Source organism: Rhizobium sp. YTUHZ045 (genome assembly GCF_051124255.1).
GTDB lineage: Bacteria > Pseudomonadota > Alphaproteobacteria > Rhizobiales > Rhizobiaceae > Rhizobium.
In genome coordinates this window covers 4120426-4146219 of the sequence record NZ_CP101432.1, presented here as the reverse complement: position 1 = coordinate 4146219, position 25794 = coordinate 4120426, and the positions used below count along the sequence as shown (strand labels likewise).

Sequence of the window (25794 nt, the reverse complement as noted above, 5' to 3'; positions counted from 1 at the left end):
TTGGATTCTGACATGCGGATGCCCGGGCCGGTCCCGGGCATTTTCAATTCGGGCGGGCGTATTTCGCCCAGATGCCCTTTTCGCCGAGCTTGGCGACCAGCGCCTCATGCGCCTGCGCTTCGGACTGGCTGAGCCGGGAGCCAAGCGGACGAGGGCGTTCGAGCGCCGCGGCAAACGCCATATCATCTTCCACGGCCATTTCACCGCGGGCCGCCTGGCCCGGCTGGCCCGATATGCTCAGGCCGAACGCAGCCTGTCTGCCGCCGATCATCTCAATATAGACTTCGGCCAATAGTTCGGAGTCGAGCAGCGCCCCGTGTTTGGTACGGTGCGAGTTGTCGATGCCGTAACGCCGGCAGAGCGCGTCGAGCGAATTCGGTCCCATCGGGTGCTTGCGCCGCGCCATCGACAGCGTATCGATGACCTTGTCCGGCAGGATCGGCGGCAAACCAATGCGCGCGAATTCAGCGTTGATGAAGCCCATATCGAAAGTGGCGTTATGGGCGATCCATTTGCCGTCGCCGAAGAAGGCGAGGATTTCCTCGGCCACCTCGGCGAAAGGCTTCTTGTCCTTCAGGAATTCATCGGTGATTCCGTGCACCGCAAGTGCATCCGGATGAACCTTCTGATCTCCCGGATTGATGTAGATATGCAGCGTGTTGCCGGTCGGAAAATGGTTGAAGAGCTCGATGCCGCCGATTTCGATGATACGGTCGGCGCGGTTGTCGAGGCCGGTGGTTTCCGTATCGAAGATGATCTCACGCATTCCGGAAATCTCCATTGGCAATCCGCATTTTCAGCTCGGCGACGATCTCAAGCACCCGCGCCCTGGTCTCCGCAATGCTGTGGCTGGTGTCGACCAGATAATCGGCGCGGCGCCGTTTTTCCGCATCCGGCGTCTGGCGAGAGAGAATCATATCGAATTTTTCTTCCGTCATGTCGTCGCGCGCAAGCACCCTCTGACGCTGAATCTGTGGATCGGTGCTGACGACAACGATGACGTCCACTCTCTCCCAGGCGCCGGTTTCGAAGAGCAGCGGAATATCGAGCAGGACCATATCGGCGCCGGCTGCCTGCTGCCGCTCCAGAAATTCCGTTTCCCGTTTGCGCACCAGCGGATGGACGATCCCTTCGAGGCGCTTGAAACCTTCGGGATCGAGCGCGAGCTGGCGGCCCAGCTCCTGCCGGTCAACCGCTCCATCCTTCATCGTGCCGGGGAAAGCGGCATCCACAAGCGGTGCTGCCTCGCCGGCGTAGAGGTCATGGACCACGGCGTCGGAGTCATTCAAGGGGATTCCGGCCTCGGCGAAGAGTTTGCCGACCGTCGATTTTCCCATTCCGATTGAGCCGGTGAGTCCGATCTTCAGCATCAATGGACTTCCATGTCGGCGATAATCAAAGCGCGCAGCGCCGCGTCGACGACCGGACGCTTGCCGAACCATTTTTCGAAACCGGGAACAGCCTGGTGCAGCAGCATGCCGAGACCGTCGACGACCGACAGTCCCTGCTCTTCCGCCTGTCTCAGGATCGGTGTCTTCAAGGGGATGTAGACGATATCGGTGACGACGGCACCCGTTGCGAGCGGCGCAAAATCGATCGACGGCGCCGCTTCGCCATCCATGCCGAGCGAGGTCGTGTTGATGAAGAGGCCAGCACCATGCATGACTTCGGCAAGCGCGCCCACCGGATGGGCTCGAACTCTCGGACCGAAGCGATCGGCCAGCTCTCGCGCACGTTCGACGGTGCGGTTGACGACGTGGATTTCCCTGAAGCCACGGTCGCGGACGGCTTGGATGATCGCCCGACTCGCGCCGCCGGCACCGAAGACCACGGCCGTATCATGACGGTCCCAGCCGGAATGGCGCTCGTCGAGATTGGCGGTGAAGCCGCGGCCGTCGGTATTGGTGGCATGCAGGAGACCATCCTCCAACCAGAGCGTATTCGAGGCGCCGAGTTCATGCGCCAGATCGTCCGGCTTGTCGGCGAGCCGGAAGGCAAGTTCCTTGTGGGGGATGGTGACATTGCCTCCGATAAAGCCGGAGCTGCCATCCTTCAGCGAGGCAATGAAATCGGGAAAGGCATCGGGTGTCACCTCGTGGGCGCGATAGCTGCCCGGGAGGCCAAGCGTCTTCAGCCAGTATCCATGTATCAGCGGTGAGCGCGAATGCTTGATGGGAAAGCCCGTGACAAATGCATTCGGCCCCAGTGTTTCACGTGAATCATCCATCGATCGCCCCGAATTCTCGCAATTTTCCCAGGAGCGGAAGCATCGGCAGCCCGAGTATGGTGAAATAGTCGCCCTCGATCTTCTCGAAGAGTTGAACGCCCTCACCTTCCAGCTGATAGGCGCCGACGCTGGAAAGCGCCCGTTTGCCCACCCGCGCCAGGTGTCTGGCGATGAAATCTTCCGTCAAGGATCGCATTGTCAGTTCGGCATGGCCGATATGCTCCCACAAGACGGCGCCGTCGCGGACGATCGCGATGGCGCTGTTCAGCCGGTGGGTGGTGCCCGACAGAGCGCGAAGGTGGTTCGCGGCGTCGGCCATGTCCTTCGGTTTGTGAAAAACGCGGTCGCCGAGCGACATCGTCTGATCCGAACCGATGACGAGAGCCTCGGGGAAACGGGCGCTGACATCTTCGGCTTTAGCCTTGGCCAGGATGCAGGCGACGGTGTCCGGCTTCGCACCGGCTTTTTCGAGCGGCGCCTCAACCGCCCTTTCGTCGATCTCCGCGGGATGTGCCTCAAAGGAGAGACCGGCATTTTCCATCAGCATCCGCCGAAAAGGGCTCGACGATGCAAGGATGAGTTTCGGTGTCATGGTTTCTCCCACTCGCGGCTTTTTGTCAGCGCTTAACGCAGCTTCGGGCGGAGGGCAACAATGGCGGCCGCCGTTTCCTCGATTGAGCGGCGCGTAACGTCGATCAGCGGCCATCCGTGGCGGGCGCAGAGGGAGCGGGCATATTTCAGCTCTTCCGAGATCGTGGCTCGATCGGTGTAGTGCTCGCGGTCGAAACCTTGCGTCGTCCCGAGCACCCGATTTTCCCGGACTTGGGAAATGCGGTCGGTGGTGGCGATCAGGCAGACGATCAGCGGTTTTGTCGCTACGAGCAGGCTCTCCGGCAGGGGCACGCCGTAGACGATCGGGATGTTCGCCGTCTTGATGCCGCGATTGGCGAGATAGATGCTGGTCGGCGTCTTCGATGTCCGGCTGATGCCGATGATGACAACATCCGCGTCGTTGTAATCGTCCGGCATCTGGCCGTCGTCATGATCCATGGTGAAGTTCAACGCCTCGATGCGGGCGAAGTAGCCGGCATTCATCACATGCTGGGCCCCGACCCGGCGGCGAGACGGGGCGCCCAGATAGATCTGGAACGCATTCATGACCGGCTCCAGCACATTGACCGAGGCGACACCCATCTCGACGCAGCGTTCGTCGATCAGGTTCGCCAGATCGCGGTCGACAATGGTGTAGAGCACGATCCCCGGCGCGTCATCGATCGCCTGCAAAACCGGCAGCAGCTGTTTGCGATTGCGGATCAGCGGATAGACATGTTCGATCGGCTGGGCGGATCTGAACTGCGCCGAAGCGGCGCGACCGGCGGAGATGAGAGTCTCTCCGGTCGAGTCAGAAATCAGGTGCAGATGAAAGAAGTTCGTTCTGTTCTCCACGTTATTTTCCGCTGCCTGTTGAAAAGACTGGATGATGGAGAGCTAAGGCGGTGAGGCTGTCTCGGGCAAGGGAAAACATGCCTGCTTATCCACATTTCGAATTTTCCGGACCGGTTTCGGCCGCTTCTGTGGAGGCTGGGGATGAAATCGACTTGTCGTCCAGCGGCCCACAGTCTATCCACAGGCACGAAAAAAATCGTCCTCTGGCAAGGATTTGGAATCGCTTTCGGATTCGGATTCTCCCCGGAATTTGACAGGAATGGAGAAATTCTTTCGAGTTCGTCGTCGAACGCGCGACAAATGGCATCGGCGGTGGATGGATTTTAATCCTTGATAGACACCGACTCTAAGAAATAGAAACCTTTTAAAATATCTTTGATTTTTTATAGGGAAGACGCGCTTGAGCGATAGGCGGCGAAAGATCATGAGGGTTCTCGACGGCGAAAGCGTTTTTCCTCCTCCTCTCTGGCTGATGAGACAGGCAGGACGCTATCTGCCGGAATATAGGGAGACCCGGGCAAAGGCCGGAAGCTTCCTCGATCTCTGCTACACGCCCGATCACGCCGTCGAAGTGACATTGCAGCCGATCCGCCGCTATGGCTTTGATGCAGCGATCCTGTTTTCCGACATCCTCGTCATTCCCGACGCGATGAAGCGGAATGTTCGTTTCACTGAAGGCCATGGACCGGAAATGGATCCGATCGATGAAGCAGGCATCGGCAGATTGAATGGCGACGAGGTTGTCGATTACCTCAGACCGGTGCTGGAAACGGTACGGCGGTTGCGGGAGGAATTGCCTGAAGAGACGACTCTGCTCGGTTTCTGTGGCGCGCCTTGGACGGTTGCGACCTATATGATCGCCGGCCATGGCACCCCGGATCAGGCCCCTGCCCGTCTCTTCGCCTATAAACATCCCCGCGCCTTCGAGCAGCTGCTGATGCTGCTTGCCGACGTTTCGGCCGATTATCTCGTGGCGCAGATCGATGCCGGCGCCGATGCCGTGCAGATTTTCGATTCCTGGGCGGGTGTTCTCGGCGAGAAAGAGTTCGACGCCTTCGCTGTCAAGCCGGTTGCACGGATGATTGCCTCGATCAAGGCGCGGCGGCCGCAGGCGCGCATCATCGCCTTCGCCAAGGGTGCGGGCTATCAGTTGAAAACCTATCGTCAGAAGACCGGAGCGGATGCGATCGGTCTCGACTGGTCGGTCCCATTGGCCTTTGCGGCCGAACTTCAGAAGGATGGTCCGGTTCAGGGCAATCTCGACCCGATGCGCGTCGTTGCCGGCGGCCGGGCGCTGGAAGAGGGTATCGACGATATTCTGAATCATCTCGGCAATGGGCCGCTTATCTTCAATCTCGGTCACGGCATCACGCCGCAGGCCGACCCTGAACATGTGCGTTTGCTGGTTGAACGCGTGCGGGGTTCACGGATGGCCCAGACGTGACGATGGAAAAACAGACGGACCGTAGAGCCGGCGCTTACGCACGGCGCCGCGCGCATTTTGCGCTGGTCTTCTTCGCGCTGATCGCGGTTGGGCTGTTCGCCTGGAATCCCGACAATCTCTATCTCTGGATCAAGGCGCTTCATATCATCGCGGTCATCTCCTGGATGGCAGGACTGTTCTATATGCCGCGGTTGTTCATCTACCATACCGACGCCGAACCAGGCTCGGTGCAGTCGGAAACCTTCAAGGTAATGGAGCGCCGGCTGCTTCGCATCATCATGACGCCGGCGATGATGCTGACCTGGATCTTCGGTCTATATCTCGCCTGGTCGGTCTACGGGTTCCAGGGCGGCTGGCTGCATGCAAAAATCGGGCTTGTCGTGCTGCTGACCGGGATCCATATGTTCTTCAGCAGCGCCGTGCGCGCCTTCGAGCGGGACGAAAATCACCGTTCCGCGCGCTACTGGAGGTTCATGAACGAGGCGCCGACTTTGCTGATGATCGCGATCGTGATCCTCGTCGTGGTGAAGCCATTCTGACGAGAAATCCTCCCTCAGGTTAAATTTGCTTCATTTTAAGCAGCCCCCTTGCGGCGGCGATAACGAGTCGCTATTTTCCGCGCATCTCATCTACGTGGCATGTGTGTAGATTTCAGTCGTCTGCGAGCCCCTTTCGCAGTACCGAATACGACCCAACATCGCCTTTCCCCTTCGAAATTGAAAAGAGTATTGGTCACTTCATGGCTGAAATGAAGCTTCAGGAACTTAAGAGCAAATCCCCGACGGATCTTCTGGCTTTCGCCGAATCGCTCGAGGTCGAGAATGCAAGCACGATGCGCAAGCAGGAGCTGATGTTTGCGATCCTCAAAATGCTTGCCAGCCAGGATGTGGAAATCATCGGCGAAGGGGTCGTCGAGGTGCTGCAGGACGGCTTCGGCTTCCTGCGTTCGGCGAATGCAAACTACCTGCCCGGTCCCGACGACATCTACATCTCGCCGTCACAGATCCGCCGTTTCTCGTTGAAAACCGGCGACACGGTCGAGGGACCGATCCGCGGGCCAAAGGAAGGCGAGCGTTATTTCGCGCTGCTCAAGGTCAACACCATCAATTTCGACGATCCGGAAAAGATTCGTCATAAGGTTCATTTCGACAACCTGACGCCGCTCTACCCGAATGAGCGCTTCAAGATGGAACTCGAGATCCCGACCTCCAAGGATCTGTCGCCGCGTGTGATCGACTTGGTGGCGCCGCTCGGCAAGGGCCAGCGCGGACTGATCGTCGCGCCTCCGCGCACCGGTAAGACCGTGCTTCTCCAGAACATCGCCCATTCGATCACGGCCAACCATCCGGAATGTTATCTCATCGTTCTTCTGATCGACGAGCGTCCCGAGGAAGTGACCGACATGCAGCGCTCGGTCCGCGGCGAGGTTATCTCCTCGACCTTCGACGAACCGGCAGTGCGTCACGTCCAGGTGGCCGAAATGGTCATCGAAAAAGCAAAGCGTCTGGTCGAGCACGGGCGCGACGTCGTCATCCTGCTCGATTCGATTACACGCCTTGGCCGCGCCTATAACACGGTCGTTCCCTCCTCCGGCAAGGTTCTGACGGGCGGCGTGGACGCCAACGCGCTGCAGCGGCCTAAGCGCTTCTTCGGCGCCGCGCGCAATATCGAGGAAGGCGGTTCCCTGACGATCATCGCGACTGCGTTGATCGATACCGGCAGCCGCATGGACGAAGTCATCTTTGAAGAGTTCAAGGGTACCGGCAACTCCGAAATCGTCCTTGACCGCAAGGTTGCCGACAAGCGCATCTTCCCGGCGATGGATATTCTGAAGTCCGGCACGCGTAAGGAAGACCTTCTTGTTCCGCGCCAGGATCTGCAGAAGATCTTCGTTCTGCGTCGTATTCTCGCGCCGATGGGCACTACCGACGCGATCGAATTCCTGATCGACAAACTCAAACAGACTAAGAACAATTCGGACTTCTTCGACTCGATGAACACCTGATCCTTAGCCGGATTCCGCTGATGAGAGCTGGCGCATCGTCTCGATGTCGCCAGCTTTTTGTTTAAGGGACTCGATTCGGACTCGAACAGAAAAACCGGACCGCATGGCCATGTCGAATGATACAATCTATGCGCTTTCGAGCGGTCCTCCGCCCTCGGGTGTTTCGGTCGTCCGCATCAGCGGTCCGCTGACCAGAGATATATTGATCCGGCTGGCTGGACCCGTACCGGTTGACCGAGCGGCGTCCTACCGAACGATTCGGACTCGTAACAACGAACCGATCGACAATGGCCTAGTGCTGTTTTTTCCCGCCCCGCATTCTTTCACCGGCGACGATGTGGCCGAGTTGCAGATCCACGGCAGTAAGGCCGTGTTGGCGGCATTGTTCTCCGAACTTGGCGGTATTCCAGGTGTTCGTATGGCCCATGAAGGCGAGTTTTCGCGGCGGGCCTTCGAAAATGGTAAGCTTGATCTTGTCGAGGTTGAGGGGCTCGCCGATTTGATCGGCGCCGAAACCGAGATGCAGCGCCGTCTTGCCGTGGAGCAGAGCGCCGGCGGCGTCTCGGCGATTTACGATTCGTGGGCGGAACGATTAACCCGGGCTCGGGCCCTGATCGAGGCGGAGCTCGATTTTCCCGACGAAGACGACGTTCCAGGCTCCGTCTCGGACATGGTGTGGGCCGATATGAAGGTGCTTCGCGACGATATCGGCCTTCATCTCAAATCGGCCTCAGCGGGCGAAATCATCAGGGACGGCTTTAAAGTGGTGATCGCGGGCGCTCCGAATGCCGGAAAATCAAGCCTGTTGAACGCCTTGGCCCGGCGTGACGTTGCGATCGTCACCGACATTGCCGGAACGACCCGCGATGTGCTGCAGGTCGATCTCGATATTGACGGCTATCTTGTCAAACTCTATGACACCGCCGGTCTGCGCCAGGCGGACGACCGGGTGGAAATGGAGGGCGTGCGGCGCGCGCGTGTTGCGCTTCGTGATGCCGATCTTGCGCTGCTGTTGGTCGACATGAGCAATCCGACGATTCCCGGCGACTTGGAGCAGACTTTGCCCCATGTTACTGTCGGAACGAAGAAGGATCTCGTTGAGACTGGGTCGGATCGCTATGACCTGCAGATTTCGACGCTGACCGGTGACGGTCTGTCGGAGTTGCGCCAGCTGATCGGCCGCATTGTCGCCGAGCGTTTCAGTGGTCTGTCTCTGGCCATCCCCAGCCGGCAGCGGCATAGGGATTCGCTGACGAAATGTTTGGCAGCACTCGACGCGGCAATCTCGGAGATTGACGCAGACCTTGAACTGCGCACCGAACAGCTTCGGCTTGCGGCTGAATACCTGGGACGAATTACCGGGCGGGTGGACGTCGAACAGCTGCTCGACGTGATCTTCTCGGAGTTTTGCATCGGCAAGTGATTCACGTGAAACCTTTACCGGCGGCGCGCCCTCAGGTTCACGTGAAGTCTTGCTGTTTTGGAGTTTTGATATGACCGACAGTGGCTATGATGTGATCGTCATCGGCGGCGGCCATGCAGGGACCGAGGCGGCCAGCGCGGCTGCGCGCCTCGGTGCGAAAACTGCGCTCGTTACCCATAGGCGAGACACGATTGGGGTCATGTCCTGCAATCCGGCGATCGGGGGGCTCGGAAAGGGACATTTGGTTCGTGAGATCGACGCGATGGATGGCCTAATGGGCCGGATTGCCGATGTTGCTGGCATCCAGTTCCGAATGCTGAACCGCAAAAAGGGTGCGGCCGTGCGGGGTCCACGGACCCAGGCAGATCGAAAGCTTTACCGGCTGGCGATGCTCGCCGCAATCGAAGCGACGGCAGGCTTGGACATTATCGAGGGCGACGCATTTGATCTCGATGTGTTCGATGGCCGTGTTGCTGGGGTCATCATGAAAGACGGCCGACGGCTGCAGGCGCCGGCCGTGGTCCTGACAACCGGCACCTTCCTGCGCGGCCTCATTCATATCGGCTCTGAAAAGACGCCCGCTGGTCGTGTCGGCGAAGCGCCGTCGATCGGCCTGTCTGCCACCCTGGCGCGGTTGGGGCTCCGGCTCGGACGGCTGAAAACCGGAACGCCGGCCCGGCTGGATGGCAAGACGATCGACTGGCAATCCGTCGGCCGACAGGGTGCGGATGAGGAACTTGTGCCTTTTTCCTTCATGACCGATACGATCACCACACGGCAGGTTGAATGCGGTGTCACCAGGACCACCGAGGCGACACACCGCATCATTGTCGAAAATATCGAGCGCTCGGCGATGTATTCCGGCCAGATTGAAGGCGTCGGTCCACGTTACTGCCCGTCGATCGAAGACAAGCTTGTGAAGTTCGGAGAGCGCGACGGGCATCAGATCTTTCTTGAACCGGAAGGGCTGGATGACGACACCGTTTATCCGAACGGCATTTCGACGTCGCTGCCGGCCGAAGTTCAAGCCGCTTTTATCAAGACCATTCCGGGCCTCGAAGCGGCTAGGATACTGCAGCCAGGTTATGCCATCGAGTATGATCACGTCGATCCAAGAGAGCTTACTCCGTCCCTTGAGGTCAAGCGACTGCGAGGCCTGTTCCTCGCGGGACAGATCAATGGCACCACCGGTTATGAAGAGGCAGCGGCCCAGGGATTGGCAGCCGGATTGAATGCCGCCTTGCGGAGTTCCGATTCGGAACCGTTCCATTTTAGCCGCACAAGCTCCTATATCGGCGTGATGATCGACGACCTGACGTCGCGTGGTGTTACGGAACCGTATCGAATGTTTACGTCGCGTGCAGAGTATCGCCTGACCTTGCGTGCCGACAACGCCGATATGCGGCTGACACCACTGGCTATGGAGCTTGGATGTGTGGGCGCCGAGCGCGCCGAGCGCTTCACGGCCTATCAGTCTGAGATTGACGCTGGTCGCGACCGGCTGATGGCGCTGACGCTGACGCCAAATGAGGCGAGACGGGCGGGCTTGAACATCAACCTCGATGGCCAGCGCCGGACGGCCTACGATCTCTTGTCCTATCCGGCCTATGATTTCGCCGCGCTTCGACAGGTCTGGCCGGAGGATCTAGATAGGCTCCGGCCAAAAGTCGCGGAGGCGCTCGAAATTGAGGCGGGCTACTCGGTCTACCTCGATCGGCAGGCGGCGGCGATTGCTGATCAGCAGCGCGACGAGGAGCGGCTAATACCAGCGAATTTTGATTATGATGCGCTCTCGGGCCTTTCGAACGAACTAAAGGCGAAGCTCAGCGCTGCTCGTCCGTTTAACGTTGCGCAGGCAGCAATTGTCGAGGGTATGACACCCGCCGCCATCGCGCTGCTGCTCGTGCACCTGCGTCGGCAACACGGAATCGCGCGGCAGAGCGCCTGACCCAAGATTTGAAAGTCCCTGAGAATGGAACTGAACGGTTTGCGTGTTTCACGTGAAACACAGGAACGACTTCAACATTTCGCGACGCTATTTCAGAAATGGGCAAAAGCGATCAATCTGGTGGCGCCATCAACACTCGATGCGCTGTGGCGCCGCCATATTGCCGACAGCAGTCAGATCTTTCAGATCTACCCGCAGCCCGTCACTTGGGTCGACCTCGGCAGTGGTGGCGGCTTTCCCGGCGTTATCACCGCCATCTTTCTGGCAGAACTGCAAGCGGGATGGGTACATCTTGTCGAGAGCAATCATAAGAAGGCTGCGTTTTTGCGAACGGCCCTGCGGGAAACAGATGCCCGAGGGAGCGTTCACGCCAGTCGAATCGAAGACGCTTATAGCGAGATCGGCGATTGCGACGCGATTTCGGCGCGAGCTCTTGCCGATCTTGATGGGCTGATCGGCTATTCGGCCCCTTGGATGCTCGACAAAGAAAATTGTCGGAGCTTTTTTCACAAAGGCCGGGATTACCTGAGGGAAATAGCCGAAGCCCGTGGCCGGTGGCAATTCGATCTGGTAGAACACAAGAGCGCCGTTGAGCAAGAATCTGTGATTTTGGAAATATCGAATCTCCGGCGCTTGGTTTAACAGATCGGATATTGCAGCAATGGCTGGCGAACGACATCGGATAATAACCATCGCAAATCAGAAAGGTGGCGTTGGCAAGACGACCACGGCAATCAATCTGGCAACGGCGCTGGCCGCTATTGGCGAGCGGGTTCTGATCGTCGATCTGGATCCTCAGGGCAATGCCAGCACCGGCCTCGGTATCGACCGCCGCGATCGAAAGCTCTCCTCCTACGATCTGATGGTCGGTGAGCGCGGGATCAGCGACGTGACGCTGGAAACAGCCGTTCCCAACCTCTTCATCGTTCCTTCGACCATGGATCTGCTCGGTATCGAGATGGAAATCTCGCAGCAGAGCGATCGGGTTTTTAAATTGCGGAAGGCCCTGTCATCTCCCGAGGCTATGGCATTCTCCTATATTCTTCTCGATTGCCCGCCCTCTTTCAATCTGCTGACGATGAATGCCATGGCTGCCGCCCATTCGGTGCTGGTGCCGCTGCAATGCGAATTCTTCGCGTTGGAGGGGTTGAGCCAGCTGCTCGAAACCGTCAGCCAGGTTCGTCGGACAGTAAATCCGCGGCTGGATATCCAGGGCATCGTCCTGACGATGTTCGATGCGCGCAACAATTTGGCCCAGCAGGTGGTGAATGATGTGCGGACGCATCTCGGGGAAAAGGTTTATCATACGTTAATCCCCCGAAACGTCCGGGTGTCCGAGGCGCCGTCTTACGGCAAGCCCGCTATTCTCTATGATCTGAAATGCGCGGGTAGCCAGGCCTATCTGCAACTGGCCTCCGAGGTCATTCAGCGTGAGCGGCAGAGATTGGCCGCGTAAGATCATTTCCGGGGTGTAGGTGAGTGTAGATTATGAATGACGATGTATCGAAAAGACGACTGGGTCGCGGCCTTGCAGCATTGATTGGTGAAATGGATCAGCCTGTTCCGGTTGAAGCTGAACGCACTGTCAGCGCCGACCGAATGATTCCGATCGAATTCGTCAGCCGTAACCCGCGCAATCCGCGCCGTTTCTTCGATGACACCGAACTGCACGATCTTGCGAGTTCCATCCGTCAGCACGGTATCGTTCAGCCGATCGTGGTGCGGACGATGTCACAAGACAGATATGAAATCATCGCCGGGGAGCGGCGCTGGCGGGCGGCGCAACTCGCTGGCCTGATCGAAATCCCGGTCATTATTCGTGACGTTGACGACAAGACCGCCCTTGAGATTGCGATCGTCGAAAACGTGCAGCGAGCGGATCTCAATCCTCTCGAAGAGGCGTTGGGCTATGAGCAGCTGATCGCCGAATATGGCTACACGCAAAATGATCTTGGCGAGATCATCGGTAAAAGCCGCAGTCATGTCGCCAACTCGCTGCGTTTGCTGAAATTGCCCGATCCGGTTCGCGATCTTCTTGCCGCCGGCAGTCTTTCCGCCGGTCATGCACGCGCACTTGTTTCGACGCCCGATCCGGCAAGCCTTGCCCGCACCATCGTCGCCAAGGGCATGTCGGTGCGTGATGCCGAGAAGTTGGCGCAGAACAATATCAAGGCGCAATCGGAGCCGCAGCAGCCGGCCTTGCGTCGCGATCAGAAGGATTCCGATACGCTGGCGCTGGAGCGCACGCTTTCCGATGCCCTCGGTCTTGATGTTTCAATCAATCACAAGAACGGCGGCGGCCAGATCAAAATATCGTATAAGTCGCTGGAACAGCTCGAGGAAATCTGCCGCCTGCTGGAAAGGCGATGATCAGCCGGATTTGCGGCCGGATTGTAGAGTGGTGGAGAGAAGTGTTTGCATCGCAACGCTGTCTTCCAGCACCTGCCGTCGCCGGCTCTGGAGGATCGCTGCCTGCAGGCGATTAGATTCACGCGCGATGCTGTCCGCCGACCAGTGGCGGAGCGCCTGCTCGATGATCGGCTTGCGGCGAAAATGCAGATGCCGACCCATCGTCTGCATGACCTGAGGCGCCTGCACCCTTTTTTCTTCCATTTCGGCGAGCATCATGTCCAGAAGCTGGAATTGCTTCAGGCAGGCCTGCAGCACCAGAAAGATAGCGGTTTTTGAACTGCTGATCTTTTGCATGGCATGCAGGAATCCGTTGAGGTCACCGCTGAGGATGGCATCGACGGCGTCATCGACGGAGATCGCGCTGGCGTCGCCAATTATTTCGGCAACGTGATGTTCCTCAACCGTATTGAGTCCGCTGCAATAAAGGGCGAGCTTGCGCACTTCGTTACGGGAAGCGATGCGATCACCGCCGATCAGTGAGATCAGCGCCTGACGGGCCGCCGGGGTAATGCCAAGCTTCTCCGCGCCGAGTTCAGCATCGATCAAGCCGTTCAGAGCGCGGCTGTCGTCGGCGTAGGAGGGGATCGTCATGACGGATCGTGCGGCTTCCGCGGTCTTGCGAAGCAGGGATCCTTTTTTCAGATCGCCGGCCTCGACGATCAGGTAGGCGGCTTCGAGCGGTTTTTCGGCCAGCACCGCCAGGGAATCGACGAGGTATTTTTCGTTGGCTGCACCGCGGATCCAGATGAGTTTCTCGCCGCCGAACAACCCGATAGACTGAGCCTCGTCAACCAAGCGTCCGGGATCCTTCTGCAGATCCCCGATGTCGAGTTTGGTCAGGGAGAAAGGATCGTCGGTCGCGACGCCGGTCTTGCCGGCGATCTGGCCGGCCCGTTCGGAAACCAGGCCGCGATCCGGCCCGTAAATGACGAAAATCCGGTAGTTCCCCGCCGATTTGTGCAGGAAAGTCTCGAATTCATGGGACTTGATTTCGGCCACCTCCCCGGCCCTCAGCGGCTGAGGGCAGCGGCGAGATCGGCTCCTACGAATTCTGCCGCCTGATCCGCCGCGCGGTTCTCGGCATCGCGGATCGCCCTTTGCTTGGCAAACTCCTGCTCGGAGAAATCCACCAGAGCAGTCGCTTGTCGGCTACCGGCCTTGATCACGTGACCGTCGGCTACGGCGCTCAGAGTATAGGTTACGGTGACAGTGACGCGGCCTGCGCGCGATGTATCGCCGGATTGACGCAGCAGCGTATCGGCGACGCTCGAGGTAGCGCGCATTTGGACGTGATATTGTGGATTTGTCGCTTCGCCGGCGCCGCGCGATGCCAAGAAGATCAGGCGATTGCGCACCTGCTGTTCGACGCGGCCTGATGCATCGGAAAAGCCGACCGACGACAACTTTTCGACGACGCCGGAACTCTCGGAATAAAGCGGCCGGACCTGGCAGGCCGAAAGAAATGCCGAGGCGGCAAGGATCATGGCGATGCCGGCGTTGCGGATGATATCAGACGACAATGTTCACAATCCTTTGGGGAACCACGATGATCTTCTTCGGCGCCTGACCGTTCAGCACGTTCTTCACCGCATCCAGTTCCAGCACGGCGTTGGTGACGGCATTCTGATCCGCATCGCGAGAAATTGTCAATTCGGCGCGCTTCTTGCCGTTGACCTGCACGGGCAGAACGACGTCATTCTCCATGACCAGCGCTTCCACGTAACGCGGCCAGTCCGTGCGGGCGAGCAGCCCGGCATTGCCGAGCGTAGCCCAGCACTCCTCGGCAAGATGCGGTGTCATCGGTGCGACGAGCTGGATCAGGATCTCGGCAGCGTCACGCACGGCGGCACGATAGGCGATGTCGCCTTCACCCGCCGCAACCCTCGTCAGCGGCGCGGCGAGGGCATTGACGAGCTCGTAGATGCGGGCTACGGCCTTGTTGAACCACAGCTTGTCGTAGTCGTTCTGAACGGCCTTCAGCGTCTTGTGCGCCGCCTGCGAGATTGCCAGAGCCTCCCCTTCGCTTGCCGGTGCGGGGGCAACGGTCGACAGGCCGCCGGCCGCTTCGGAAATCAGCCGCCATAGGCGCTGAGTGAAACGATGGGCACCTTCGACGCCGGCTTCCGACCAGATGACGTCACGCTCCGGCGGGGAGTCGGAGAGAACGAAGAAACGCGCGGTATCGGCGCCATAGGAGGCGATAATATCGTCCGGATCGACAACGTTCTTCTTTGATTTCGACATCTTCTCGATCGAGCCGATGGCGATTTCTTCATCTGACGCCAGCAAGAAGGCACGGCGTTTACCGTCGATCTCTTCGATGCGGATATCGGCGGGAGCCACCCACTCGCGGCCGGCGCCGGAACCGCGGCTGTAGGTTTCATGGACCACCATGCCCTGGGTAAAAAGACCCTTGAAGGGTTCGGTGGCCGCGACATGGCCGGTCTCGCGCATGGCGCGGGTGAAAAAACGGGAATAAAGCAGATGCAAAATCGCGTGCTCGATGCCGCCAATATATTGATCGACCGGCAGCCAGCGATTAGCCGCCTCAGGATCGGTCGGCTTGGCTTCCCAAGGCGCGGTAAAGCGAGTGAAATACCAGCTTGAATCGACGAAGGTGTCCATCGTATCCGTCTCGCGGCGTGCGTCCTTGCCGCAGTTCGGGCAGGCGACATGCCGCCAGGTCGGATGACGATCGAGCGGATTGCCGGGCTGGTCGAAGGTTACATCCTCCGGCAGCTTGACCGGCAGGTCCTTCTTCGGCACCGGCACAACGCCGCAGGCGTCGCAATGGATGACCGGGATCGGGCAGCCCCAATAGCGCTGGCGCGAAATGCCCCAGTCGCGCAGGCGAAAATTGATCTTCCGCTCGCCCTGCGGCGCATTGCCGAGGGAAGCCGCCGACAGCCGGTCGGCAACGATATTGAAGGCTTCCTCCGTCGTCTTGCCGTCGAGGAAACGCGAATTGATCATCACTCCGTCGCCGTCATAGGCGGTGTCGCCGACGGAAAAGCTTGCGGCGTCACCATCCCGCGGCATGACGACCGGCACAACCGGCAAGCCATATTTCCGGGCAAAGTCGAGGTCGCGCTGGTCCCCCGACGGGCAGCCGAAGATCGCACCCGTGCCGTAATCCATCAAAACGAAATTGGCGATGTAGACAGGCAGTTCCCAGGAGGGATCGAGCGGATGCCTGACGCGGATGCCGGTATCCATGCCCTTCTTTTCGGCGGTCTCGAGCGCGGCAAGTGAGGTGCCGGCGCGGCGGCACTCCTCACAGAAGGCTTCGATCTCAACATTCTTCGCGGCCGCATCCTTGGCCAGCGGATGATCGGCTGAGATCGCCAGGAAGGAGGCGCCGAACAACGTGTCTGGACGTGTCGTATAGACCGTGATTTCGGTCTCGCCGGCAGGCGCTGTCTCCGGCACGATCTCCCAGCGGACCGTCAGGCCCTCGGAACGGCCGATCCAGTTCTTTTGCATCAGGCGCACTTTTTCCGGCCACTGGTCGAGCGTATCCAGCGCGTCCAGCAGGTCCTGGCTGAAATCGGTGATCTTGAAGAACCATTGCGTCAGTTCGCGCTGTTCGACCAGCGCACCGGAGCGCCAGCCGCGGCCGTCGATCACCTGTTCGTTGGCAAGAACGGTATTGTCGACCGGATCCCAGTTTACCTTCGACTGCTTGCGGTAGACCAGACCCTTTTCCAGGAAGTCCAGGAACAGGTGCTGCTGGTGCTGATAATAGTCGACGTCGCAGGTGGCGAATTCGCGGCTCCAATCCAGCGACAGCCCCATCGCCTTCAGCTGCGATTTCATCGAAGCGATGTTCTGGTAGGTCCAGGATGCGGGGTGGACACCGCGCTCCATGGCGGCGTTTTCCGCCGGCATGCCGAAGGCGTCCCAGCCCATCGGATGCAGAACGTTATAACCGCGGGCGCGCTTGTAACGGGCAACCACGTCGCCCATGGCGTAATTGCGGACATGGCCCATATGAATGCGCCCCGAGGGATAGGGAAACATTTCGAGGACATAATATTTTTCGCGCGGATCCGAATTGTCGGTCTCGAAGACCTTGTCTTCGTTCCATTTCTGCTGCCAGCGGGGCTCGGCGTCGCGCGGATTATAACGTTCGGTGGCCATGGTATTCGAAATTCCGGAAAATCAGGGGAGTTGGCCGAGACCTTCACCATGAAACCACGATAGCGTCAAGTTTTGCGGGCGCTGCAAGCGTCCGATCTTCATGCCGCCGAAGCGATTTCGCCGGTGCGGGTCTTGGCAAGCACGGAATGGCTGGCTAGTTCATGCCAATTCTTTTCACGTTGATATGTCGAGGCAGAACGATGGAACTTCAAGAGCGGTTGAACGACGTGCGCTCGCGGATCGCGGCGGCGGAACGCCAGGCAGGTCGTCCGGCCGGTTCCGTTCAGCTCATCGCCGTATCGAAGACGTTCGAGGCGCATGCGATCCGTCCGGCTATCGACGCGGGGCAGCGGGTGTTCGGCGAGAACCGGGTACAGGAAAGCCAAGGCAAATGGCCCGATCTGAAGGCCGAGTATCCTGAGATCGAACTGCATCTGATCGGGCCGCTGCAATCGAATAAGGCGGCGGATGCGGTGGCGCTCTTCGATGTCATCGAGACGGTGGACCGCGAAAAGATCGCCCGCGCCCTCGCCGAGGAGATGAAGCGGCACGGCAGGACGCCGCGGCTCTACGTCCAGGTCAATACCGGGCTGGAACCGCAGAAGGCCGGCATCCCTCCCCAGGATGCGCCTGATTTCGTCGCCCTCTGCCGCGATCAACTCGGCCTGTGCATCGAGGGGTTGATGTGCATCCCGCCGGCCGAGGAAAATCCCGGGCCGCATTTCGCCCTGCTCGCAAAGCTCGCCGCCAAATGCAGCGTCGAAAAACTTTCCATGGGCATGTCGGGTGATTACGAGACGGCGATTGCTTTCGGCGCCACCAGTGTGCGCGTCGGATCGGCGATTTTCGGCGCGCGCTGATACCTGCTTTCGTCGGGCTTTCCGTCCTCCTCGGCCCGGCCTAAATTGATATCGAGGCTTGCATGTCCTGGGGAGGAGCAGATGCAAAACGGCTATCATCAGGTCTATGCGGCCTGGAAAAAGGATCCCGAAGGCTTCTGGAGCGAAGCCGCCGCCGATATCGACTGGTTCAAGCCTCCGGAGCGGATCTTTTCACCCGATAATGGCGTCTATGGCCGGTGGTTTTCAGGGGCAGAGACCAATACTTGCCACAATTGCCTGGATCGACATGTCGCAGCTGGACGCGGTGGCGAGACGGCGATCCTCTTCGACAGCGCCATGACCGGCGAGAAGCGCCGTTTCACCTATGATGAGGCGCTTGGTGAGGTGAAGGCGATCGCAGCAACACTGCTCGAGATCGGCATCGGCAAAGGCGACCGCGTGATCCTTTATATGCCGATGGTGCCGGAGGCGGTGTTTTCCATGCTCGCCTGCGCTCGCATCGGTGCGGTTCATTCCGTCGTTTTCGGCGGCTTTGCCGCCAGCGAACTTGCCGCGCGCATCGACGACAGCGGCGCCAAGCTGGTGATCACCGCAAGCTGCGGCCTCGAGCCCGGTCGCGTCATCGCCTATAAGCCGCTGGTCGATCAAGCCATCGAGCTTGCGCGGATGAAGCCGGAGCGCTGCCTGGTGCTGCAGCGGCCGCAGCTTCCGGCAGAGCTCGCCGGTGGCCGCGACCAGGATTTCGAGGCGGCGGTGGCGGCCCATCGCAGCGCAGAGGTGGCCTGTGTTCCCGTCAAGGCGACCGATCCGCTCTATATCCTCTACACCTCGGGCACCACGGGCCAACCGAAGGGCGTAGTCCGCGACAATGGCGGCCATATGGTCGCGCTTAACTGGTCGATGCGGAATGTCTACGGCCTGAAGCCGGGCGAGGTGTTCTGGACGGCGTCCGATATCGGCTGGGTCGTCGGCCATTCCTATATCGTCTATGCCCCGCTGATCGCGGGCGTGACCACGCTGATCTATGAGGGAAAGCCGGTCGGCACCCCGGATGCCGGCGTCTTCTGGCGGATCGTCTCGGAATACAAGGTGCGTGTGCTTTTCACGGCGCCGACCGCATTCCGCGCCATCCGGCGGGAGGATGGTGAGGGCGAACTGCTGCGCAAATATCCGATGCCGGATTTCCGGGCGCTGTTTCTGGCTGGAGAGAGGGCGGACCCTGAAACGCTGAAATGGGCGGAGCGCATGTTCGGCGTGCCGGTCATCGATCACTGGTGGCAGACGGAGACCGGCTGGCCGATCGCCGCCAATCCCCTTGGTCTTGGCGCCCTCCCCGTCAAGCATGGCTCACCGACATTGCCGATGCCCGGTTATGACATCGCGGTGCTCGACGATGCCGGTCACCCGGTCGAGGCGGGAACGCTCGGCAATATCGTCATAAAGCTGCCCTTGCCGCCGGGTTGCCTGCCGACCCTCTGGAAGGCCGACGATCGCTTCCGGTCGGCTTACCTCGATGAATTTCCTGGCTACTACAAGACCGCCGATGCCGGCTGTGTCGACGAGGACGGTTATCTTTTCGTCATGTCGCGCACTGATGACATCATCAATTGCGCTGGTCACCGGCTTTCCACCGGGGCGATGGAGGAGGTCTGCGCGCGCCATCCCGATGTCGCCGAGTGCGCGGTCATCGGTGTGACCGATGCGGTGAAGGGTCAGGTTCCCTGTGGTTTCCTGGTGCTGAAACGCGATGTTTCCCGTGAAACGCCGGCGATCGAATCGGAGGTCGTGGCGATGATCCGCCAGTCGATCGGCCCAGTCGCGGCCTTCAAAACGGCCATCACCGTTAACCGATTGCCGAAAACGCGCTCCGGCAAAATCCTGCGCGGAACCATGCAGAAGATCGCTGACGGCATACCCTGGAAAATGCCGGCAACCATCGATGATCCGGCGATACTGGAAGAGATCGCAGAGGCACTGCGAAAGCGTGGTTTTGGCTCCCTGCCGATGTGAAATCAGCGGGAAGGCTGCCGGAAGGTCAGCATATTGCTCGGCCTTGTGTGAGATGCTCTACAGCAACGCCAATGAAAAACCCCGCCTTTTCGGCGGGGTTTTTGCATGAGAAGGCTGATGTCTCAGTACTGCTCGTCCTCGTCTTCGTCCTTCGGGGCCGAGCGCAGCGAGCTCAGCTTGCGGAAAACGGCGTCGGCGTCGATTTCCTTTTCCTCTTCGCGCTCGTAGCTCGGGGTCAGGCGCTCGGTCTCCTGCGCCGATTGCAGCGTTGCGCCCAGCTCGGCGGCGGTCGGCAGGGGACGACCCTTGGCGGCCTTTTCCACTTCCATGTCGAGGTCGATCTGGCTGCAGAGGCCGAGCGTGACCGGATCCATCGGCGCCAGGTTGGCGGAGTTCCAGTGGGTGCGCTCGCGGATCTGCTCGATCGTCGATTTCGTCGTGCCGACGAGGCGCGAAATCTGCGCGTCCTTCAGCTCCGGATGGTTGCGGACGAGCCAGAGAATGGCGTTCGGGCGGTCTTGACGCTTGGAGACCGGCGTGTAACGCGGGCCGCGGCGCTTGGATTCCGGCACGCGCACCTTCGGTTCGGAAAGCTTCAGCTTGTGGTTCGGGTTGGCTTCGGCACGAGCAATCTCATCGCGGGAAAGCTGTCCCGTCGAGATCGGGTCGAGACCCTTGATGCCCTGCGCGGCTTCGCCGTCGGCGATGGCTTTGACTTCGAGCGGGTGCAGTTTGCAGAACTGCGCGATCTGATCGAAAGACAGCGCCGTGTTGTCGACAAGCCAGATGGCAGTCGCCTTCGGCATGAGCAATGTTTGAGCCATGGATATAGTCCTTCTATCGTCCGCGCCGGTCGCGGTCCGTGGATTGTCACCACAATGTCCGGGAAATATGGCGCTATATAACCGGACTGTCGCAGAATTGCAATTCTTCCGAAATCAAATGACCTTTGTCTAATTGCCGTGGCGATGCGAACTGCTATGAATCGCCGTGATTTGAAGTTCGGGCCCAGATAGCTCGCGGTCCGTCGCATGTCCCATGAGGAGGAGTACCATGTCGGAGAAGATCTATCCGGTCACGAAGCCGGTGAAGGCGCGCGCCCTGATCGATAAGGATAAGTACCTGAAATGGTACGAGGAAAGCATCGAAAATCCAGATAAGTTCTGGGGCAAGCACGGCAAGCGGATCGACTGGTTCAAACCTTATACCAAGGTCAAGAACACCTCCTTCACCGGCAAGGTCTCGATCAAATGGTTCGAAGACGGCCAGACGAACGTCTCCTACAATTGTATCGACCGCCATTTGAAGACGAATGGCGACCAGGTGGCGATCATCTGGGAAGGGGACAATCCCTATATCGACAAGAAGGTCACCTATAACGAACTCTACGAGCATGTTTGCCGCACAGCGAACGTGTTGAAGAAGCATGGTGTCAAGAAGGGCGATCGCGTCACCATCTACATGCCGATGATCCCCGAAGCAGCCTATGCGATGCTCGCCTGCGCCCGCATCGGCGCGGTGCATTCCGTCGTCTTCGGCGGCTTCTCGCCAGAGGCGCTGGCAGGGCGCATCGTCGATTGCGAATCCACCTTCGTCATCACCTGCGACGAAGGCGTGCGCGGCGGCAAGCCGGTACCGTTGAAGGATAATACCGATACGGCGATCCATATCGCCGCCCGTCAGCACGTCACTGTCAGCAAGGTGCTGGTCGTGCGCCGCACCGGCGGCAAGACCGGCTGGGCGCCCGGCCGCGACCTCTGGTATCACCAGGAGACCGCTACGGTGAAGCCGGAATGCCCGCCGGTGAAGATGAAGGCGGAAGATCCGCTGTTCATCCTCTACACCTCAGGTTCGACCGGCAAGCCGAAGGGCGTGCTGCACACGACCGGCGGTTACCTCGTCTATGCATCGATGACGCATGAATATGTCTTCGACTATCATCACGGCGATGTCTACTGGTGCACGGCCGATGTCGGCTGGGTCACCGGTCACTCCTATATTGTCTATGGGCCGCTCGCCAACTGCGCGACGACGCTGATGTTCGAGGGCGTGCCGAATTTCCCGGATCAGGGCCGTTTCTGGGAAGTGATCGACAAGCACAAGGTCAACATCTTCTACACGGCGCCGACGGCGATCCGCTCGCTGATGGGCGCCGGCGACGAATTCGTCACGCGCTCGTCGCGCTCCTCATTGCGCCTGCTCGGCACGGTCGGCGAGCCGATCAATCCCGAAGCCTGGGAATGGTATTACAATGTCGTCGGCGACAAGCGCTGCCCGGTGATCGATACCTGGTGGCAGACGGAAACCGGCGGCCACATGATCACGCCGCTGCCGGGCGCGACCGACCTCAAGCCGGGTTCGGCGACGACGCCGTTCTTCGGCGTCAAGCCTGAGCTGGTCGACAACGAAGGCAAGGTGCTGGAAGGAGCTGCCGACGGCAATCTCTGCATCGCCGATAGCTGGCCGGGCCAGATGCGCACGGTCTATGGCGACCATGACCGCTTCATCCAGACATATTTCTCCACCTACAAGGGCAAGTACTTCACCGGTGACGGCTGCCGGCGCGATGCGGACGGCTATTATTGGATCACCGGCCGCGTCGATGACGTGCTCAACGTCTCCGGCCACCGGCTCGGAACGGCGGAGGTTGAGTCTGCCCTCGTCTCGCACAATTTGGTTTCGGAAGCGGCGGTCGTCGGCTATCCCCATGCGATCAAGGGCCAGGGCATCTATTGCTATGTGACGCTGATGGCCGGTCACGATGGTTCGGACACGCTTCGCCAGGAACTGGTGAAACATGTGCGCGCCGAAATCGGCCCGATCGCCGCGCCCGACAAGATCCAGTTCGCGCCCGGCCTGCCGAAGACCCGCTCCGGCAAGATCATGCGCCGCATCCTGCGCAAGATCGCCGAGGACGATTTCGGTGCCCTCGGCGACACTTCGACGCTTGCCGATCCCGCCGTCGTCGACGATCTGATCGCCAACCGGCAGAACAAGGCGACCGCCTGATATAAAGAGCCGCTCCATCCGAGTCCCGGGGCGGCTCACTTTACTTGGCTGGCGAATTTGGACGGCCTGCACGAGGCCGGGATTCAGGCCCGATCTTAAAAATCGATCGCCCGGCCGTTGATCTCGTAATCGCCGAAGCGCGCAGGCTCGGCGCCGCCGCGGCCGCCGATCTCAGGTGGCAGCTCCAGCGGCTTCCGGTTCTTCCGTCGTTCTTCAGCCTCGGCAAGCGCACGTTGGGCCGCCGGGGACAGCACCTTGCGCGGCGGCTCCGATCCCTCGGCCGTCGGCGTTTGGCTATTGTCGTTATCGGCTTCCTGCATAGCCTTCTCCTGCCGGAAATATTGAAAATGGCGGGTGGATAACCAAATCATAATGCGCGGTCGCCGGGATTGAAAGCTTGCGACGCCGAAATCGGAGTTGGAGATTCGCAATGAACCTCGTTCGCACTGCCATGTTGCTTGCCTTCATGACGGCGCTTTTCATGTTTGTCGGCTTTCTGATCGGCGGTCGGGGCGGCATGATGATCGCCTTTCTCATTGCCGCCGGCATGAATTTTTTCTCCTATTGGAACTCCGACCGCATGGTGCTTGCGGCTTATCGCGCGCAGGAGATCGATGAACGGAACGCACCGGAATTCTTTGCGATCGTGCGCGATCTCGCCCGTAATGCCGGCCTGCCGATGCCGAAGGTCTATCTCTACGACAGCCCGCAACCGAATGCCTTCGCCACCGGCCGCAATCCCGAAAATGCCGCCGTCGCCGCCTCGACCGGCCTGCTTGCTGCCTTGTCTCCCGAGGAGGTCGCAGGCGTGATGGCGCATGAGCTCGCCCATATCCAGAACCGCGACACGCTGACCATGACGATCACGGCAACGCTTGCCGGCGCGATCTCGATGCTCGGCAACTTCGCCTTCTTCTTCGGCGGCAACCGCGACAACAACAATAATCCGCTCGGTTTCATCGGCGTCCTCGTCGCCATGATCGTCGCACCGCTCGCCGCCATGCTGGTGCAGATGGCGATCAGCCGCACGCGCGAATATTCGGCCGATCGCCGCGGCGCCGAAATCTGCGGCAATCCGCTCTGGCTCGCTTCCGCACTTGGAAAGATCGCCCGCGGCGCGGCCCATGTGCCGAATGAGGATGCCGAGCGCAATCCGGCGACGGCCCATATGTTCATCATCAATCCGCTCTCCGGCGAACGCATGGACAATCTGTTTTCCACCCACCCGAACACGGAAAACCGTATTGCCGCGCTGCAGGAGATGGCGCAAAGCGGCATGACTATCTCGACGGGACCGGTGCGTGCTGCTAATCCGTCGCGCAAATCGCGCTCTGTTCCGAATACGGGTCGCGGTGGTTCGCAACCGCCAAAAGGTCCGTGGTCTTGAATTCAGACGGCACGAAAAAGCCATTCCGCAAACAGAAACCTTTCGCTGACCGATCGGCGCCAACCAAGCCGGGCCTGCAGGCCCGGGCGACGGCAGCAAAAATCTTGGCTGCCGTCGTCGACCGCAAGCTGCCGCTCGATGGCGCTCTCGACCATGAACATGGCAATCCGGCCTATAAGGCGCTTGGCGAGAGCGATCGCGCCCTTGTCCGCGCCATTCTGAATACGACGCTGCGCCATCTGCCGCGCATCGACGCTGCAATTGCCTCGCTGCTGGAATCGCCGCTACCGGAGGGCGCGCGCGCCTTGCATCATGTTCTGGCAATCGCGGCTGCTCAGATCCTCTATCTCGACGTGCCGGATCATTCGGCCGTCGATCTTGCCGTCGAGCAGGCCAACCAGGATCCGCGTAATCGCCGCTTTGCGAAGCTGGTCAACGCGGTGTTGCGCCGGCTCGGCCGTGAAAAGGACGAGGTGCTGGAGGAGATCGCCAAGGTGCCGCCGATGCCGGGCTGGTTCCTCACACGGCTGGAAAAGGCCTATGGCCGCGACGCGGCGCTGGCGATCTCGCAATCGCAGCTCGAGCCTGCGGCGATCGATTTGACCGTCAAATCCGACGCCGAAGCCTGGGCGAAAAGGCTGAACGGCGTTGCCCTGCCGACGGGCGGCGTGCGGCTTGCTGCCTTCGACGGCGGAATTCCTTCACTCGAGGGCTTCGACGACGGTGCGTGGTGGGTGCAGGATTCGGCGGCAAGCATCCCGGCCAGGCTTTTCGGCGATCTCTCGGGCAAACGTGTCGCCGATCTTTGTGCTGCGCCCGGCGGCAAGACAGCGCAGCTTATCCTTGCCGGCGGTGCGGTGACCGCACTCGATCAGTCGGAAAGCCGGCTAAAACGGCTGCGATCGAACCTCGATCGGCTTGGCCTGAAGGCAGAAACGGTTGCGACAGACCTGACGACATTCAAGCCGACGGAGGGCTTCGATGCGATCCTGCTCGACGCCCCCTGCTCTTCCACCGGCACGACGCGCCGGCACCCCGACGTGCTGTGGACCAAGGGGCCGGATGATATCGCGAGGCTGGCGGCGCTGCAGGAGCGGCTGCTGCGTCATGCGCTGACCTTGCTGAAGCCCGGCGGTACGCTGGTGTTTTCGAACTGCTCGCTCGATCCAGCCGAGGGCGAGGAGGTCGTCGCCCGCATTCTTGCCGATACGCAGGCGATCGAGCGCGTGCCGATCAGCGCGGGCGACTGGCCCGGCCTCGAAGCGGCGATCACGCCGCTCGGCGAATTCCGCACGCTTCCGACCATGCTGAAAATGCCGGAGGGCATCGCCTCCGGGCTCGACGGCTTTTACGCGGCCGTGCTGCGGCGAACGACCTGACTGAAACCCACACACGTCGTCCGAATCCCCGTCACTACATCCTCGCAGCGCGTCTGTCATTCTTTGCAAAACCGCCGGAATGTCCTCGAATGACATGCACTAATTTTCGCATATTCGAACGT

23 protein-coding genes are annotated in these 25794 nt (G+C 60.0%); 13 read left to right on the top strand and 10 right to left on the bottom strand.

Annotated features, from left to right (window positions below):
• Nucleotides 1–43 precede the first annotated feature (43 nt).
• Genes dnaQ through NMA58_RS20280 form a run of 5 tightly spaced genes read right to left on the bottom strand, consistent with a single transcriptional unit; the run spans nucleotide 44 to nucleotide 3673 of the window.
• Nucleotides 44–766 carry a DNA polymerase III subunit epsilon gene (gene dnaQ, locus NMA58_RS20300; RefSeq protein WP_434711719.1) on the bottom strand — a complete coding sequence of 241 codons (723 nt, stop codon included), beginning with the start codon at nucleotides 764–766 and terminating at the stop codon, nucleotides 44–46.
• Nucleotides 759–1370, bottom strand: a complete 612-nt coding sequence (coaE, locus tag NMA58_RS20295) for a dephospho-CoA kinase (protein ID WP_434711718.1) — start codon at nucleotides 1368–1370, stop codon at nucleotides 759–761. Before coaE ends, dnaQ begins: the two co-directional genes overlap by 8 nt.
• Nucleotides 1370–2227, bottom strand: a complete 858-nt coding sequence (locus NMA58_RS20290) for a shikimate dehydrogenase (protein WP_434711717.1) — start codon at nucleotides 2225–2227, stop codon at nucleotides 1370–1372. The genes coaE and NMA58_RS20290 overlap by 1 nt, the downstream gene beginning before the upstream one ends.
• The gene (locus NMA58_RS20285) at nucleotides 2220–2819 is read right to left on the bottom strand and encodes a Maf-like protein (protein ID WP_085776423.1); all 600 of its coding nucleotides are present in this window, start codon (nucleotides 2817–2819) and stop codon (nucleotides 2220–2222) included. The genes NMA58_RS20290 and NMA58_RS20285 overlap by 8 nt, the downstream gene beginning before the upstream one ends.
• A gap of 32 nt (nucleotides 2820–2851) precedes the next feature.
• Nucleotides 2852–3673, bottom strand: coding sequence for a pyruvate, water dikinase regulatory protein (locus NMA58_RS20280; protein ID WP_085776422.1), 822 nt, complete (start codon nucleotides 3671–3673; stop codon nucleotides 2852–2854).
• A gap of 400 nt (nucleotides 3674–4073) precedes the next feature.
• Here NMA58_RS20280 and hemE point away from each other — a divergent pair, with 400 nt between their 5' ends.
• The 8 genes from hemE to NMA58_RS20240 all read left to right on the top strand — a co-directional run bounded on the left by hemE (nucleotide 4074) and on the right by NMA58_RS20240 (nucleotide 12863).
• Nucleotides 4074–5117 carry a uroporphyrinogen decarboxylase gene (gene hemE / locus NMA58_RS20275; protein ID WP_183705835.1) on the top strand — a complete coding sequence of 348 codons (1044 nt, stop codon included), beginning with the start codon at nucleotides 4074–4076 and terminating at the stop codon, nucleotides 5115–5117.
• Between the two features lie 2 nt (nucleotides 5118–5119).
• Nucleotides 5120–5656, top strand: coding sequence for a protoporphyrinogen oxidase HemJ (hemJ, locus tag NMA58_RS20270; RefSeq protein ID WP_097601307.1), 537 nt, complete (start codon nucleotides 5120–5122; stop codon nucleotides 5654–5656).
• A gap of 200 nt (nucleotides 5657–5856) precedes the next feature.
• On the top strand, nucleotides 5857–7122 hold the full coding sequence (rho, locus tag NMA58_RS20265; protein WP_003589536.1) for a transcription termination factor Rho: 1266 nt from the start codon (nucleotides 5857–5859) through the stop codon (nucleotides 7120–7122).
• A 103-nt stretch (nucleotides 7123–7225) separates the two neighbouring features.
• Nucleotides 7226–8545, top strand: coding sequence for a tRNA uridine-5-carboxymethylaminomethyl(34) synthesis GTPase MnmE (gene mnmE, locus NMA58_RS20260; RefSeq protein WP_434711716.1), 1320 nt, complete (start codon nucleotides 7226–7228; stop codon nucleotides 8543–8545).
• 70 nt (nucleotides 8546–8615) lie between these two features.
• Nucleotides 8616–10493, top strand: coding sequence for a tRNA uridine-5-carboxymethylaminomethyl(34) synthesis enzyme MnmG (gene mnmG / locus NMA58_RS20255; RefSeq protein ID WP_434711715.1), 1878 nt, complete (start codon nucleotides 8616–8618; stop codon nucleotides 10491–10493).
• A gap of 24 nt (nucleotides 10494–10517) precedes the next feature.
• A complete protein-coding gene (gene rsmG, locus NMA58_RS20250) occupies nucleotides 10518–11135 on the top strand; it encodes a 16S rRNA (guanine(527)-N(7))-methyltransferase RsmG (protein ID WP_085779903.1) in 618 nt (205 codons plus the stop codon).
• Between the two features lie 19 nt (nucleotides 11136–11154).
• Nucleotides 11155–11949 carry a ParA family protein gene (locus tag NMA58_RS20245; RefSeq protein WP_085779902.1) on the top strand — a complete coding sequence of 265 codons (795 nt, stop codon included), beginning with the start codon at nucleotides 11155–11157 and terminating at the stop codon, nucleotides 11947–11949.
• Between the two features lie 32 nt (nucleotides 11950–11981).
• Nucleotides 11982–12863, top strand: coding sequence for a ParB/RepB/Spo0J family partition protein (locus NMA58_RS20240; RefSeq protein ID WP_097601302.1), 882 nt, complete (start codon nucleotides 11982–11984; stop codon nucleotides 12861–12863).
• Here the strand turns inward: NMA58_RS20240 and holA are convergent, their stop codons facing one another.
• Genes holA through leuS form a run of 3 tightly spaced genes read right to left on the bottom strand, consistent with a single transcriptional unit; the run spans nucleotide 12864 to nucleotide 17045 of the window.
• Nucleotides 12864–13904, bottom strand: coding sequence for a DNA polymerase III subunit delta (holA, locus tag NMA58_RS20235; protein ID WP_434711714.1), 1041 nt, complete (start codon nucleotides 13902–13904; stop codon nucleotides 12864–12866).
• Nucleotides 13905–13915: 11 nt separating this feature from the next.
• Nucleotides 13916–14425 (bottom strand): LPS assembly lipoprotein LptE, encoded by a 510-nt coding sequence (lptE, locus tag NMA58_RS20230; RefSeq protein ID WP_434711713.1) that lies wholly within the window; start codon nucleotides 14423–14425, stop codon nucleotides 13916–13918.
• Nucleotides 14415–17045 (bottom strand): leucine--tRNA ligase, encoded by a 2631-nt coding sequence (leuS, locus tag NMA58_RS20225; RefSeq protein WP_430959711.1) that lies wholly within the window; start codon nucleotides 17043–17045, stop codon nucleotides 14415–14417. The genes lptE and leuS overlap by 11 nt, the downstream gene beginning before the upstream one ends.
• Before the next feature lie 200 nt (nucleotides 17046–17245).
• On the opposite strand from leuS, the gene NMA58_RS20220 reads away from it, so the two are divergent.
• Together NMA58_RS20220 and NMA58_RS20215 are read left to right on the top strand one after the other, a co-directional pair.
• Nucleotides 17246–17905 (top strand): YggS family pyridoxal phosphate-dependent enzyme, encoded by a 660-nt coding sequence (locus NMA58_RS20220; RefSeq protein ID WP_434711712.1) that lies wholly within the window; start codon nucleotides 17246–17248, stop codon nucleotides 17903–17905.
• Nucleotides 17906–17986: 81 nt separating this feature from the next.
• Nucleotides 17987–19897: a propionyl-CoA synthetase gene (locus NMA58_RS20215; RefSeq protein WP_434711711.1), complete on the top strand. Its 1911-nt coding sequence runs from the start codon at nucleotides 17987–17989 to the stop codon at nucleotides 19895–19897.
• 122 nt (nucleotides 19898–20019) lie between these two features.
• Here the strand turns inward: NMA58_RS20215 and NMA58_RS20210 are convergent, their stop codons facing one another.
• Entirely contained in the window at nucleotides 20020–20721 is a 702-nt protein-coding gene (locus NMA58_RS20210) for a DUF1013 domain-containing protein (protein ID WP_097601297.1), read from the bottom strand.
• A 229-nt stretch (nucleotides 20722–20950) separates the two neighbouring features.
• Between NMA58_RS20210 and acs the strand changes: the two genes are divergently transcribed.
• Nucleotides 20951–22906 carry an acetate--CoA ligase gene (gene acs / locus NMA58_RS20205; protein ID WP_434711710.1) on the top strand — a complete coding sequence of 652 codons (1956 nt, stop codon included), beginning with the start codon at nucleotides 20951–20953 and terminating at the stop codon, nucleotides 22904–22906.
• Nucleotides 22907–23001: 95 nt separating this feature from the next.
• Here acs and NMA58_RS20200 read toward each other — a convergent pair whose 3' ends face one another.
• Entirely contained in the window at nucleotides 23002–23226 is a 225-nt protein-coding gene (locus NMA58_RS20200) for a DUF1674 domain-containing protein (RefSeq protein WP_085779893.1), read from the bottom strand.
• A gap of 110 nt (nucleotides 23227–23336) precedes the next feature.
• On the opposite strand from NMA58_RS20200, the gene htpX reads away from it, so the two are divergent.
• On the top strand, nucleotides 23337–24293 hold the full coding sequence (gene htpX, locus NMA58_RS20195) for a zinc metalloprotease HtpX (RefSeq protein ID WP_434711709.1): 957 nt from the start codon (nucleotides 23337–23339) through the stop codon (nucleotides 24291–24293).
• Nucleotides 24284–25672 carry an RsmB/NOP family class I SAM-dependent RNA methyltransferase gene (locus tag NMA58_RS20190; RefSeq protein ID WP_430959717.1) on the top strand — a complete coding sequence of 463 codons (1389 nt, stop codon included), beginning with the start codon at nucleotides 24284–24286 and terminating at the stop codon, nucleotides 25670–25672. Before htpX ends, NMA58_RS20190 begins: the two co-directional genes overlap by 10 nt.
• Nucleotides 25673–25794 lie beyond the last annotated feature (122 nt).